Here is a 13791-nt window from a genome sequence, read left to right as displayed (position 1 = left end):
AAACCTCCTTTTATATCTCGTTGAGGTATTTAATCCTGATTCATATGCTTGCCCCCTTAAAATCCTCTAGGTATCGAAATACCACGCTTGCCCGGCTAATAATTGCGCACCAGGTTCTTAATTGCCTTGGGTGTCCATCGATCAATAAATGCAACTTTACAAGGGTTCTTTCTAACACGGCTATTGCAGGTAGAGTTGATGCGGATATCCTTGAGACCTTGAATAACTGTGGTTCATTAGACTTAGGGTCTTTACTCCATACCACGCGCAAGTTAGGCTCCAGGTACTTCATTTATAGGCTCCTTAATGCGTTAACTAAGGGGAGGATTAATGATTCAATGAAAGTGGTGATGCTTAAGGAGGGTTTTATCATTGGCATGAACGATTTTTCATTAATAGTTGACAGGAATTTAGCAATGACAAATGATTCTGCGATTTTCCTGTCTAGATTAGTTAATGATAATGATGATTGCTTGCTTGAATTAATTAGGATCGATAATGAATACTTAAACTACCTCATTGAGTTGACCAGGAGGGTCGTCCCCAGTGGTGACTATTCCCTATCATCATTATTAGGCTCGAGGGAGAGATTCCTGTCAAGATTCATAATCAATGATTCACTAAGGGCATCATTATTACTTGCCAGTATTGGTCTAGGGGATTTAGCACCCATTATCTTGAATGCTAATGTTGAGGATATTTTCATAACTCAGGATTCCATGTACATAAACCATAGTAAGTATGGTATTTGTAGGGTTTTGAATGCTGATCCACAGGTAATTGCAAGGCAATTTCTCAGGATCGCTAATATAAGCGGTATCAGGATCTCCACAGATAACCCAAGTGGGAAGTTTTCAATCATAATTAATGGCAAGAGACTTAGGGTAACTGTGGACAGGTGGCCGTTAGTTGAGGGTGTGTCTGTTCATGTTAGGCTTCATAAGAAGCCATTCACAATAAGTGACTTGGTTGTAGCCGGTTCAGTGAATGCTGTTGAGGCTGGGAGGCTAGTTATGGCGGTACGTAGTGGTTATAATATCCTAATAATGGGCCCTCCATCAAGTGGAAAAACCACGTTATTAAATGCACTGGATATGGCGCTACCTCTGAACTTAAGGAGAATTTACATAGATGAGACAGACGAATCCCTGGAGCTACCTACACCCAGTGTTAAGGTTAAATCACTAATTGGCAAGACGGAGGAGGTACTGAAGTCACTACATAGGGGTTATGGTATATTAATAATTGGTGAATTAAGGGAGAGGGAGCACTTTGAGGCATTAATACACGGTTTCAATGCTGGGCTCCAAGTAATGGCTACAACACATGCAGAGAGTATTGAATCCCTAGTGACTAGGTTAAGGGCGTTTCTGCTGAGTGATCTTATTGATTTAAGCAAATTCGTATTAGTGACCATGGAGAGAGTAAGATCCACACGTAGGGTTAAGTCTATTATATATCCTCAATCCTTTAATCCAGACCAAGGGAAGATCGATGTCATTACTAATATCATAACCAAGATGAGGCATTACGGAAATAGTTATGTTAACTACTCAATCCAGCTAAACAATGCCTTGGGCAATCTCGGTGATCCAGAATGAGCATTAATGAGTACCTGTTGGGTGAAGCTAAGGCTAGGACGCAGGAGGTACTTGACTCGTTGGAAAAATCATTAACCATAATGGTCGGTATAGTGACCATGGGCCCCATAGCTCTATTCGTATTCTCTGCCCTTACGAATCCCTACTTATCATTAACCCTACCCCTGTTTGTTTCAATAACCGTATTTATCACCCGGAGAATACTTATGAAGTTTAGGAATAGGTTAAATAACGAACTGTTGAATGCTACGGGTATCAATGATGGCTTCATAAATGAGGTTTTGGGTGGCGATGGCTCATTAATAATGAGTGTACTTGGTGCAGATAGCGCCCAAAGATGGCTCTATCTACTAAGGGTATTGAACAATGCCCGCTATGATTTATTGGACTTCCTATTATCTAAGGAACTAGAGGGTGATTTATCGAAGGCAGAGGTTGGCCTTTCCAGGTACATACTTGCAATTAGGTATTCAAGTGATAAGGCAACGACCAGTGCGTTAAGTAGGGGTGTTAGAACAATAATGCTTGGTTACTACGTATTATTGTTTGCCGTACCCGCAGTAGCGAAGTCCCTACAATTCCTAGGTATTCACTGGAACGTATTATTTGTCGTAATGATACAGTCAATGACATCAATGGCATTATTTTCCTTCCTAAGGATAATTAAGAGGGATTTTGAGATTAACGTAAATGTGCCTGTATTTTTTACGGTGGCTATTTTAAGTATTTTAATAAGTTTATTTTTATTACTCAAATGAACCTGGAGAGCCTCCGATCTCGCCGCCCTCCTTACCCTCCTCCTTCTTTCCACTCTCCACTTTACTTGCGGCGATTATCTCATCAATCCTAAGTACCATTGTTGTGGCCTCAACAGCGGCCTTAAGTGCCTGTAACTTGACGGAAAGTGGTTCTATTACATCAATAGCCCACATGTCAGATACCTTTCCAGTGAAGGCATTAATACCGTACTTCCACCCGTCTTCCCTACTCTCATGTATGTGCCTAAGCTCAGTCAATACATCAACTGCGTCTAGGCCAGCATTCTCAGCGAGTGTCTTTGGAATTACCTCAACGGCATTGGCAAAGGCCTCCACTGCGTACTGCTCCCTACCACTAACCTTGGCCGCGAATTGCCTAACAACCTTAGCAACCTCCACCTCAGGTGCTCCACCGCCAGGCACTACGTAGGGTTCTTCAATAACATCAGACACCACACTAAGCGCATCGGTTAAGTTCCTCTCGGCCTCATCGACAAGCCTCTCGAAGCCGCCCCTAATCAGTATACTGACGGCCTTCGGATTCTTGCACTGTTCAACAAACACCATCTTCTCGTCTCCAATCCTCCTCTCCTCAATTAAACCGGCAAAGCCAAGATCTGCCTCGGTCATATCCTCAATGTTAGTCACTAATCTACCGCCAGTTGCCCTAACGAGCTTCTCAATATCGCTTCTCTTAACCCTCCTGACAGCCAGGATACCTGCCTTGGCAAGGTAGTACTGGGCCATATCATCAATGCCCTTTGTTGTGAAGACTGCGTTCACTCCAAGGGCCTTGAACTTATCAACATAGGACTTTAGTATGTTCTCCTCCTCCTCTAGGAACGCCCTTATCTGATTAGGATCATTGATCCTGATCTCTGCATCAATCTCTGGCTTCTCAACCTCAAGTGGCGCATCGAGTAAAGCAATCTTGGCATTAACAACCCTCTTAGGCATTGCCGCATGCACTACTTCCTTGTCAACAACTATACCATAAACTAATTGGGTGTCCTCGAGAGCACCACCGTGCTTCTTAACGATCTGCACATTATCTAGATCAGCAACCCATTTTCCGTTCCTCTCCTCAGCGACCTGTAGCATTGCCTTAACGGCTAACTCCGCGAAGTAGTCCTTAACGGTCTCGCTTATCTTACCGTGCATTGCCGTGGACGCCACCTTCTTTAGTGTGGCCACGTCATCCCTCTTTACAGGAATGGCTATTTTCCTTAGGTGCTCCATGGCCACATCAAGTGCCTTCTTAAATCCTGAAACTACCACGGTGGGGTGTATGTTCTTGTCGAGTAATTTCTCAGCCTCCTCAAGCAGTGCACCGGCTAGTATGACGGCAGTTGTTGTTCCATCGCCGACCTCGTCGTCCTGCGTCTTAGAGATCTCAACTAGTAACTTACCGATTGGGTGCTGTACATCCATTTCATCAAGTATTGTGGCTCCGTCATTGGTAATTGTTATGTCACCAAGACTGTCAATCAGCATCTTATCCATGCCCTTAGGGCCAAGTGTTGATTTCATGACCTCGGCAACAGCCTTTGCAACCATTATGTTTATCCTCATTGCCTCCTTACCAAAGGCCCTCTGTGTGCCTTCCTTTAGAACTAAGACTGGTACTCCACCGATCTGTGCGAGATACGCCTGTGTACCGCTACTCATCGGCGAGTCCGTAAAGCACTTCTATAAAAACCTTTCTTTTCACAGCACCAGGAATAGCGACTGCGGCTTGTTGGGTATTCCTCAGCCGTTATTAGTGCCGGTGATTACATGAATAACTTAAAACACCCTGAGTAAATGAGTAGTGCGGGTTTACCTGGGTCAATACCTTAACACTCCCTTTACTAAAGAATGAAGCCAACGACAAGGCAGGGAAAGGAAGCATGGAGAAAACCCTTGAAATACCTACCGAACTAAAACTCACTACCAAACCAGTAGGTTGTTTAAGTCAAGGGTGTTTGTCTTAAGGATATCACCAGCATTAACAACAGGCTTAATGAACCTGTCTAGATCATCAATACCCACCCTCGGGCATGCAGTGTTTATCACAGCATCTACGGGCAGGTTATTAATAAAGTCAGGTGAAACTTCATCCAGTTCAATAATAACGAAGTCCTTACCCAACTCCCTCATTTTTTTGATTAATGGGTTAACTAAATCCTGCCTAAGTTGACCCGGCTTCCTTGATATTACAATACCCACAAGCTTAGCGTTTCTGAATTCATCAAGCATCCTGACTTTCATTGCTAAGTACCTGCGGTATACGTGCTCCACGTCCTCAACCATGTTCCTAAAGACATCCAATAGGTAAACCGTTGTTCTCGGCCTTAACAGCTTAAATGTTAATGGGTAGAAGTAACCAGAGCCTACGAATAGTACTGGGCTTGATATTGGAAACTGAATGAAGCAGCCAGTCATGGGACCCTGTGCAATAGGTAGATCAAACATACCCGCAATTTCGCTGGCATACAACCTATACGGCGATGCATACGCAACGAGCATACCAGGGTTAGTCTCAACGATCCCTCCAGCGGTTTCTCTAAGCCTGACTAATAACTCGGGCTGCGGTTTATAATAAACAGGTGCAAAGACTACGTGAGAATTATTACCAATCTCGACGCTTATTACATCACCATTATGCTTCTGCCCAATGACCCTAAGGTTATTATTTATAATACGAAATATATTAAGTGGTAATGCATGACCCAGGTGAATAATGAGCCGGTAATCACTAACCATAGAGAAGTCGCAGGCACCCCACACATTACGACCACTTAAATAGACATTGAAGCCCTTATTGGATAGATACCGAGCCAGTTCCAACCCAACGCCCTTAAAGCCAAGGGGAGTCTCGATAAGCAACTTACCGCCCTTTCCATACTCATTGGCTAATTCCTCAATATTCCTAAGCGGCAATAGGAAAGAACCTTCCATTATTTCCGTTAATTCTCCATCGTTATTCATGATGGCCATAACTAAACAATGTATAAATAAACCCTATGCTCCCTAAATGGACCCTTAATAATTACTGACTTAATGGGCTTTAAGCCAGGTACTTCGAAGTCATGACTAACAATACGAGAACCATGCCTGAGCTCTCTCATTAACTTAGGTCTTAGCTTCCCATTAATGTCACTACCTAGGTATAAGGTCACTACATCGGCTATTGAATAATCAAAATCAAATAGATCACCCCAAACAACGTAGGCCCTACCCCTCAATCCCAACTTCTCGAAGGACTCAATGCAGGATCTAACCAGCGCTGGGTTAATCTCAATACCAATACCAATTGTATTAAACACCGTAACAGCTAACGTAACAATACCGCACTCGCCAGCACCCGGATCAACAACAATCTCACCAGGCCTCACATTAGCTAGTTTAAGCATTTCGATGGCTATGTCACGTGGCGTAGGTACATAGGGTGCGGTCATGATCAATATTCTCTTTATCTAAAGGAAAAAGATTTTAAAAAGGTATGTATTAACGGGTTTTAGAACATAAAGCCATGTCCACAACATCCCAGCTGGAATATGAAAGGTCAAATGGGGTGATTGGTAAGCACGTGTATGGTAATCTATACGGTATTGACCCAAGCCTCTTAAGTGATGAAAACTTCCTGCGGTCACTGGTTATTAAGGCTGCCGAAATAGCCAATGTGCACTTGGTTGAGGTTAAGTCCTGGAAGTTCATAAACGGTGATAAGGAGGGAGTCAGTGTACTTGCCCTAGTCGTGGAGAGCCACATAGCAATACATACGTGGCCCGTCTACAGGTTTGCGTCTGTTGATGTATATACTTGCGGAGATCACAGCATGCCCGACAAGGCATTTAACTACATAGTGAGCGCCCTAAAGCCTAGAAGATACGTCGTTAACCACGCAGACAGGTCAAGCGATTAACAATAATTTATTTTAAAATTTCTTTAATTTCGTATCATTAAGAGGTAGGTGCAGGAATACATCTTAAAATTCTAATTGCTGTCTTAACATCATCAGCAGTTACCGTCTTTCTTCCCGCATGTCTCGCCAATTCTATACTCTTTGTTGCAATATCAAACCCAATATATTCAAGAATATCTCTCAATGCTTGTATTGCATCTTCACCAACCCTTTCAGCACCCGCCTTATGGAAAATTCTGTCTATTGGTGCCAGTGGTAATTCAGGCATCAATGTTGCTATTCAAAATAAGTATTTAAGGATTTTTCCTCTTTTTACACATGAATATCACTAAGTGTATTAAAGACCTGTATCTTCTAATTTATATGTTAATGTTGAGAATTTTGTTTTATATAAATAAAAGATCTTACCGCAATTATTACAACGGCACACCACAATAAAGTTCTCACTACCCCTCTTACTGAGAAATTGAACCATGGTCCAATTATTCATACCGCAATATGGGCATGTGATCACCATTATTTACCACCGAGAAAATCCATTATATTACGCTTATTATTAATGCTATCCCCATCCTTTTTATTATCCTTATTACCAGTACCCTCATTAATTTCCTTAACCGCCTCGTCAATGGTTATTATTGAATTATTGGATTCCTCACCATACCTAGTGGTTAATACCTTCCTAACGAGACCTACCAAATTCTCATTAATGTTATCAACCCTCCTGGTCCACTGCCCCAGGTTATTTAAAGCCTCAAGGGGGGTTCCAAACACCCTCAGCAAGGCCTCGGCTCTCTTCGGCCCTATGCCCGGTAAAGATGACAGGAACTGAATTTGCGCGTCCTTTATGGTCTCGCCTCTCTTCACAGGTATCGCCTTAATGCCCTTATTACCTGACTTCTCTATTAATGACTTCATGATATAAGCCGTACCCTCCTCATCAGGCGTGTAAATCACCCTTATCCCCATATCAATTAACGTACTTAATGCACCAAGTATGGAGTGCCTATGAACCTCCCTCCTGCCAAGGGCTCTCCATAAATCACCCTCAACAATCACGTATGCTCTACTGAAGGCATTAATTAATTCCCTGCCCTGTTCAAATAATCTGCCATCAACTATCGAGGAGATGAAGTCCATGGCCCTCTTACGTTCAATGCCGGCATTATTGGGTAGCACGTAATCGCCAATGTCCAATTTACGAGGAACGACACTACAGCCAAACCTCTTAATCCACTTAATTACCTCCTCTGCTGTTTCGTACTCCCGTGAATCAACTATTATGGTGCACTCCACAGCATTCCCGCACCAGTGAATTAGAAACTACTTAATTTACCTATTCCATACTTAAGTATTCCCTGCACTAAGTCCCCAGTGGGTCCTTTAGCTTAGACCTGAATTATACTAATAACTCGCCTCGCCAATAATGAACCTGGTGCCTTGGGTAGCGCAATGCAGTGATTAACTTACCTAAGCATGCCGCGTCTGAGCAACCTAAATAACTAAAGGCAGATCATTCATAATCACTATTACAATAAACCACCCAGGGCCTTGCCCTCTATGACGGGATCGTGGTCTTTCATGTTCAGTAGGGTTAGCTTGTAATAATGATGAGGCCACATAGGACAAAGGCATTAACCAGCTCCAGTACTTTCCTCAGAAATAACCATGTATATTCCGAACAATGTAGCCACAATACCAACCACCGTTAATGGTTGAGGAATCTGATGAAATAGTAACAAGGCTAATGATGAGGCGCCAATTGGTTCGCCCAGGGTTGATGTTGTTACTGTTATGGCCCTTGAGTACCTAAGTGAGTAATTCAACAATGTATGGCCGAGTAACATGGGGCCGAGCACTATCATTACTATGTAGAACCATGTATATGGTGGGTACGGCCAAAGCCTCACATGCAGTGATAAACCAATGGGTAGTGCGATTAGGGCTGCGGTGCCGTAAACAGGCACTGTGTACATGGCAAGGGATGCCCTTATCCTAATTACCCTGCCTATCATGAAATACGCAGCCCCAGAAACAGCCCCAGCCAGGGCGAGCAAGTCACCCATTAATGCCCTCAGGTTTATGTAGAATTCGGGAATAGTAATTAACACAATGCCTAGGAAAGCCACTAATACACCAACCACTGAGCGTCTCCCTGCTCTTTCGCCTATTAACCGTCCCATCGCTAACGTGAATATTGGGTAGGTGGATACCAACGTTGTACTCGCAGCCACAGTGGTTAGGTACAGACTCTCTATCCAAGTCATGAAGTGCGTGGCCAATGCAACACCACTAACCACAATGAGTAATGCCTCGACTTTAGTCGGTACGTATGCACTATTTCTCCTCTCCATTATCAATAGTGGTAATAAAACCGCAGCTGCTATGGCCGTTCTCCAGAAGGCCACGGCTATTGGCTGGGCGCCAGAGAGTAGTATTAGTATTGAGGCCCAGGATATTGCCACCACCGCTACGGCGAGTGACATGTAGTACTTAATAGGCATAGATAGGGCCTAAACCAAATCTGTTCTAGTATTAAATTAATGCTGTTCCTGTGTGAACATGAAATTTATAAATCAGTCATAGGAATTATCAGAAAACGTGGTTAAGGTACCAATAAAGCTTGTTAGTTGGGATGAAATAACCGAGTGGGCCAGAGTGTTGTCAATGAAAATAAGGGATTCAGGGTGGTTACCTGATGTTGTGGTTGCAATAGCCAGGGGCGGTTATGCACCAGCTAGATTAATCTGCGATTACCTAGGCATTACTGACCTGATAAGCATTCAAGTGGTTCATTGGCCTTCCACAGCGCAAGTTACCGAGAAGGCATACATTAAGTATCCGCTTTCTGTGGACCTAGGTGGAAAGAGGGTCCTTGTCATCGATGATATTGTCGACACAGGCGACTCCATACAATTGGCCAGGGAGTATATAGAGCGTAATAACAGGAATGTAGAGGTGAGAACGGCGGCGCTTCAATGGATATCAACCGTAGCCAAGTTCAAGCCTGATTACTGGGCCATTGAAGTTAGGGATTGGGTTTGGTTTGTTTATCCATGGAACGTCACTGAGGACATGACCAACTTCATAAAGAGAATACTACTTGAGGAATACAAGGGTGGTAAGAGGGAGTGGACGCTGAATGAGATAGTTAATAGGATGGTTGAGTGGTATGGTGACGAAGTCCTCAAGGTTAAGGTAACGTACATAGACCTAGCCCTCAGGAGCCTTGAGAAACAAGGCGTCATAATTAGGACCAATAAGGATGGCGTTGAGCATATACTGTTCAAAGCCTGAGCTGGTGAGAGAGTAATCATTTTTAAAGTCTATAGCTTTGATTCACCAATGCTAACGCAGGAAGATAGGGTAAGAATCTCAGTAATAGGCAAACTGGGAAGATTCAGAATATACCTTTTCCTAGTCCTACTTTTGCTTTTTCTAGCCGCTTACTTCCTCGGTTATGCCGTAAAACCCAGCCAGCAATTCGCAACCGCAGTAAACCAGGATATTAACCAGGAACAAACAGAGAGAAATGACCTAGCCTCAATATCCCAAATAGCGGTGTTCTCCTATGAATTGACAGGCTTCATGACAAGTCTAGGTCCATCACTAATACCATTATATGGCATATGGAATACGGCAACCCAATGGGCGCTTTACGGAATAGCAACAAACGCAGTTCCCAATACTGAGGCCACATCCATAATGGCTGAAACAATAATACTATCGTTAATTATAGCAATACCATCAACCGATGGCCTACTCTTCATACTGCTACTAATAAACTATGCAAGGAATAGGCTATTCAAGGACTTGGTCATTTTGTCCCTACGTTGGTACATAACATCCCTCATACTAAGTATAGTCTTCCTAATACTACTCGCGGCAATATCATGACGCTAGGCAAGCGACTTTGGTTCAACACGCCTAAACTCTAAACCGTAATGCCTTAGATAATGATAGGCCGCGGATGAAATGGATGGAGCAACCAGGATCCCCCGCACGTTCTTTCCCTCCTTCTGGCTCAAGTGCTCCACATAACGCTTAAGTTGATTAACGGCCTCAGGGCCAGCCTGCGATCGCTTGCACTCAATAACCACGAGGTTGCCCCTAGGGTCCCTGCCAAGGATATCAATGTCGCCAACAATTGTGTGGTATTCCCTGGCAATTACCTGCAGGCCATCCTCAACGATGCTTGGGTTATTGGTTATGGCGTTCACCAAGTCCTCCTCTGTACCAAACACCCTATAATTCGACGTAACACCAAGTCTCACAGCACCCACAAACCTAATAACAGGGATATCCACGACAACCACCTCCCTAGGACTAACCCTAACACTCCTAAGTGTTAGCACACCCAGGTTAACCGAAGCATACAGGTTTGAAGGTGGAGGGTTCCATAACCTTGGCTTTTCCTTATTGGATTCATGAACCATGAAGGTCCCGTCGGGCTTCGAAATGACTAGCCTGGGCATTAAATCCTCAAGTTGAGACTTGGCTCTGCCTTCGTACGAGGCAACCATATCGCCGTAAATAAGTAACACGTGCGTGCTCTTCCTGAGGTTAATGAGCCTGAGGGCTTCCGCGGGCGCTGGATCGACTAGGGTATCTAGGTCAGGCGTTTGCTCCCCATTGTTGATGAACCCCGTTATATCCATTACAGTACTACTGCGTTACCTAGGCATAAGAGTTTTCTCTTACTTTGTGAATTCAACATCCTCCTCATTAACCAGTTCTAGTTCAAAGTCTAGTTTGTAGAGTATCCTGGCGATGTCAAGGGTGCTAAGTCTCAGTGGGTTAACGACTACGTTGAGTAAATCGTTCTCGATCCATAGATCAAATGGTTTGATCACGTCCAGGACATTATCGATCTTGCCCCTCTTGATCATCCTGAACCTATAGTACCTGGCATACGCTGTGCATCCTTCATCGATTGCCTTAATAACAAGGTCTCTATCATTATCAGTACTTATGAGTATGCCGTCACTGCCGATGTTAAGTATGTGCATATTGTAGGCGTTTAAAAGGCTATCAAGGCATTTTTCCCACTTTATCAAGTAAACAAGGCTCATTTACTTCTCAGCCTCGTGATCAACTCCTTAACCCTATTGATATCCCTTTCCTCAACCTCAATTAACTTCATTGCATTTAACAAAACCTCCTCAAGCTCCTCCCTATTCACAGAATTGATCTCACTAAGTTCAACCAATAGGTAGTTAATTACGGCCTTGGCAGCCAAGCCCCGTAAATCACCACTCAAGTTCCTTAACTCCCTCATTAACTCATTATCATTGGCCATTAAAATCAAGAAAATTAAATGGTATTTTAATACCTTTAGAGATTATGCGAGTCACTGTCTCTTATCGATGGGTACATAAGGCACGTCATGAGGACCTGTATAGCAAGCCCTTGGCCTAAACAGCCTATGTTGGTCTAGGTATTCAATAGCGTGTGCAGACCAACCGACGACCCTTGACATTGCGAATATTGGCGTGTAGTACTCATAGGGTATCCCGAGCAGGTACATGGCTATGCCGCTCCAGAAGTCAATGTTCGGATAAAGCTTCTTAGAAGCGAGTTTCTCGAGAACCACCTTCTCTACCTCCTCGGCAATCCTATACCAAGTCATGTTACCCTTAGCCTCACTTAATTGCCTAACGAGCTCCTTATATATCCTGGCCCTTGGGTCATAGGCCTTATACACCCTATGGCCAACACCCATCAACCTCTTACCCTCACCAAGCAGTTTCTCCGTATATGACCTAGCATTCTCGGGCTTTCCAATCTCCAGGTACTGCTTCATTGCTGCCTCATTGGCGCCGCCGTGCAGTGGGCCCTTCAGTGTGGCTATACCGGCTGCAATTGCTGAGTATAGGTCAGTCCATGTTGATATTGCAACCAGCGTCGCAAAGGTCGAGGCAGGCACCTCATGGTCTATGTGGAGCACTAGGTACAGGTCTATTGCCTTAGTTGATGTTTCGTCAGGTTCCTTGCCAAACATCATGTAAAGGAAGTTAGCTGCATGACTAAGATCCTTCCTGGGCTTAACAATATCAAGACCCCTACTGGCCCTGTAATGCGCAGCTATCATTATTGGTAATGCGGATGTTAACTTAACAGCCCTCTTGAGGTTTGCCTCCTTACTATAGTCGCTTGGGTTTTCATCAAATGCCCCTAGGGCAGCCACACCAGCCTCGAGTGCGAGCATCGGGTGGGCCTTGGCCTTACCTAATGTGGTCATTACCGTATAAACATCATTTGGTAGGTCCCTATATGATGCCAGTAATGCCTTAAGGTCCTCGAGTTCCTTCCTATTCGGCAACTTGCCATAGAGTATTAGGTAGGCTACCTCCTCGAATGTGGAGTACTTCGCCAAGTCATCGATTCTGTAGCCCCTGTACCATAAAATACCGTTTTTGCCATCAATATCGCTTATTGTGGTTGTCTTAACGAGAACGTCCTCAAGCCCATGAATTATGGGTCCACAAGGACTTTGAATGACCTTACCACTGGTCTCAATCTTAACTTCCTTAATCTCCTCGCTCATACACCGTTGGTTATACGGGCACTTATTTAAATACTATCTTAGTATATAGTTTAATTATATTTAATACATAAGTCAACTAACGAATTCTTAATAATTAACTGTGCAAGTGCGGTCAACCGTTCATATTTAAAAGCCCAGCATCACTATACTAACTCACCGATGAACAAGCCAATAATTAGGGGCCTTTTCACAGGCAGGTTTCAACCACCGCACTGGGGGCATGTTTGGGCCGTAAGGGACATACTAAGGGAGGTTGATGAGTTAGTAATAGTGATCGGTTCAGCACAATTCAATTACATAATTAAGGATCCATTCACAGTGGGCGAGAGGATATGGATGCTCCGGGAAGCATTAAAGGAGGGTAGTATTGACCTATCAAGAATCATCATAGTGCCAATACCCAATATTGAGAATAACGCTGCATGGTTCGGGCACCTGAGGTCATACGTACCACCATTCCAAGTGGCCTACACGGGTAACCCATTCGTAGCCATGCTACTCAGGGAGGCAGGCATTGAGGTGAGGCAACAACCACTTTACGATAGGGAGAAATACAACTCCACGAGGATTAGGGAATTAATGCTTAAAGACAATCCCGAGTGGGAAAAACTCGTACCAAAATCCGTAGCCGAAATAATAAGGAGGATAAACGGAATAGAAAGACTAAAAACAATAACCACAGGCGAGGCAGAACCACACAAGTGGTAAATGGCACTTAACAGAAAGATAAAAGTGCTACTTTCAGCATAATTATGTAAGAATTGACATAAAGTGAGTTGGTTGTTACCCTTTCTGAGTTCATTAGGGCCCGTGTGGTGAAGATAAACCCGGACAGTCCTCAACGTAGGTGTAGGGAATTAACGCTGATAAACGGAAAACTCCTAATAACACCAACGCCAAGGATCAGGGAGGGCTTCCTAATACTTAACCCACGTAAAATACCAAGGCAACACTACGACAAGGCATAAACAATAATGA

General features: G+C 43.8%; 18 protein-coding genes. 7 read left to right on the top strand and 11 right to left on the bottom strand.

What is annotated here, in order from left to right:
- The first annotated feature begins 44 nt into the window (after positions 1 to 44).
- Both Vsou_RS01305 and Vsou_RS01300 read left to right on the top strand, forming a co-directional pair.
- On the top strand, positions 45 to 1601 hold the full coding sequence (locus Vsou_RS01305; RefSeq protein ID WP_188603619.1) for an ATPase, T2SS/T4P/T4SS family: 1557 nt from the start codon (positions 45 to 47) through the stop codon (positions 1599 to 1601).
- Positions 1598 to 2359 (top strand): hypothetical protein, encoded by a 762-nt coding sequence (locus tag Vsou_RS01300; RefSeq protein WP_188603618.1) that lies wholly within the window; start codon positions 1598 to 1600, stop codon positions 2357 to 2359. The genes Vsou_RS01305 and Vsou_RS01300 overlap by 4 nt, the downstream gene beginning before the upstream one ends.
- Here Vsou_RS01300 and thsB read toward each other — a convergent pair.
- From thsB to Vsou_RS01285, 3 genes are all read right to left on the bottom strand, one after another.
- Positions 2348 to 4027, bottom strand: coding sequence for a thermosome subunit beta (thsB, locus tag Vsou_RS01295; protein WP_188603617.1), 1680 nt, complete (start codon positions 4025 to 4027; stop codon positions 2348 to 2350). The two genes, Vsou_RS01300 and thsB, sit on opposite strands and share 12 nt — an antisense overlap.
- Before the next feature lie 261 nt (positions 4028 to 4288).
- The gene (locus Vsou_RS01290) at positions 4289 to 5329 is read right to left on the bottom strand and encodes a diphthamide synthesis protein (RefSeq protein ID WP_188603616.1); all 1041 of its coding nucleotides are present in this window, start codon (positions 5327 to 5329) and stop codon (positions 4289 to 4291) included.
- Positions 5330 to 5340: 11 nt separating this feature from the next.
- Positions 5341 to 5799, bottom strand: coding sequence for an SAM-dependent methyltransferase (locus Vsou_RS01285; RefSeq protein ID WP_188603628.1), 459 nt, complete (start codon positions 5797 to 5799; stop codon positions 5341 to 5343).
- A 74-nt stretch (positions 5800 to 5873) separates the two neighbouring features.
- Between Vsou_RS01285 and speD the strand changes: the two genes are divergently transcribed.
- A complete protein-coding gene (speD, locus tag Vsou_RS01280; protein WP_188603615.1) occupies positions 5874 to 6266 on the top strand; it encodes an adenosylmethionine decarboxylase in 393 nt (130 codons plus the stop codon).
- A 37-nt stretch (positions 6267 to 6303) separates the two neighbouring features.
- On the opposite strand, the gene Vsou_RS01275 is transcribed toward speD, so the two are convergent.
- From Vsou_RS01275 to Vsou_RS01260, 4 genes are all read right to left on the bottom strand, one after another.
- A complete protein-coding gene (locus Vsou_RS01275; protein WP_188603614.1) occupies positions 6304 to 6534 on the bottom strand; it encodes a histone family protein in 231 nt (76 codons plus the stop codon).
- Positions 6535 to 6603: 69 nt separating this feature from the next.
- Positions 6604 to 6783 carry a hypothetical protein gene (locus Vsou_RS01270; protein ID WP_188603613.1) on the bottom strand — a complete coding sequence of 60 codons (180 nt, stop codon included), beginning with the start codon at positions 6781 to 6783 and terminating at the stop codon, positions 6604 to 6606.
- Complete coding sequence (locus Vsou_RS01265) at positions 6783 to 7562, bottom strand: ERCC4 domain-containing protein (RefSeq protein WP_188603612.1); 780 nt, start codon at positions 7560 to 7562, stop codon at positions 6783 to 6785. The genes Vsou_RS01270 and Vsou_RS01265 overlap by 1 nt, the downstream gene beginning before the upstream one ends.
- A gap of 338 nt (positions 7563 to 7900) precedes the next feature.
- Entirely contained in the window at positions 7901 to 8770 is an 870-nt protein-coding gene (locus Vsou_RS01260; RefSeq protein WP_188603611.1) for a DMT family transporter, read from the bottom strand.
- A 97-nt stretch (positions 8771 to 8867) separates the two neighbouring features.
- On the opposite strand from Vsou_RS01260, the gene Vsou_RS01255 reads away from it, so the two are divergent.
- Positions 8868 to 9563: a phosphoribosyltransferase gene (locus Vsou_RS01255; protein ID WP_188603610.1), complete on the top strand. Its 696-nt coding sequence runs from the start codon at positions 8868 to 8870 to the stop codon at positions 9561 to 9563.
- Between the two features lie 48 nt (positions 9564 to 9611).
- A complete protein-coding gene (locus tag Vsou_RS01250; RefSeq protein ID WP_188603609.1) occupies positions 9612 to 10163 on the top strand; it encodes a hypothetical protein in 552 nt (183 codons plus the stop codon).
- 2 nt (positions 10164 to 10165) lie between these two features.
- Here Vsou_RS01250 and nucS read toward each other — a convergent pair whose 3' ends face one another.
- From nucS to Vsou_RS01230, 4 genes are read right to left on the bottom strand one after another with little or no spacing between them, the layout of a single operon-like run.
- Entirely contained in the window at positions 10166 to 10924 is a 759-nt protein-coding gene (nucS, locus tag Vsou_RS01245; protein WP_188603608.1) for an endonuclease NucS, read from the bottom strand.
- 39 nt (positions 10925 to 10963) lie between these two features.
- On the bottom strand, positions 10964 to 11338 hold the full coding sequence (locus Vsou_RS01240; protein ID WP_188603607.1) for a hypothetical protein: 375 nt from the start codon (positions 11336 to 11338) through the stop codon (positions 10964 to 10966).
- Positions 11335 to 11565, bottom strand: coding sequence for a hypothetical protein (locus tag Vsou_RS01235; RefSeq protein ID WP_188603606.1), 231 nt, complete (start codon positions 11563 to 11565; stop codon positions 11335 to 11337). The genes Vsou_RS01240 and Vsou_RS01235 overlap by 4 nt, the downstream gene beginning before the upstream one ends.
- 51 nt (positions 11566 to 11616) lie before the next feature.
- A complete protein-coding gene (locus tag Vsou_RS01230; RefSeq protein WP_188603605.1) occupies positions 11617 to 12813 on the bottom strand; it encodes a citrate synthase/methylcitrate synthase in 1197 nt (398 codons plus the stop codon).
- 171 nt (positions 12814 to 12984) lie between these two features.
- On the opposite strand from Vsou_RS01230, the gene Vsou_RS01225 reads away from it, so the two are divergent.
- Both Vsou_RS01225 and Vsou_RS01220 read left to right on the top strand, forming a co-directional pair.
- Positions 12985 to 13521 carry a nicotinamide-nucleotide adenylyltransferase gene (locus Vsou_RS01225; protein ID WP_054844345.1) on the top strand — a complete coding sequence of 179 codons (537 nt, stop codon included), beginning with the start codon at positions 12985 to 12987 and terminating at the stop codon, positions 13519 to 13521.
- A 68-nt stretch (positions 13522 to 13589) separates the two neighbouring features.
- Complete coding sequence (locus Vsou_RS01220; protein WP_054844321.1) at positions 13590 to 13781, top strand: hypothetical protein; 192 nt, start codon at positions 13590 to 13592, stop codon at positions 13779 to 13781.
- Positions 13782 to 13791 lie beyond the last annotated feature (10 nt).

This window comes from Vulcanisaeta souniana JCM 11219 (genome assembly GCF_026000775.1).
In the GTDB taxonomy this organism is placed as follows: Archaea; Thermoproteota; Thermoprotei; order Thermoproteales; family Thermocladiaceae; genus Vulcanisaeta; species Vulcanisaeta souniana.
Note: the sequence above shows the minus strand (reverse complement) of the source record. Positions and strands in the feature narration are given on the sequence as shown.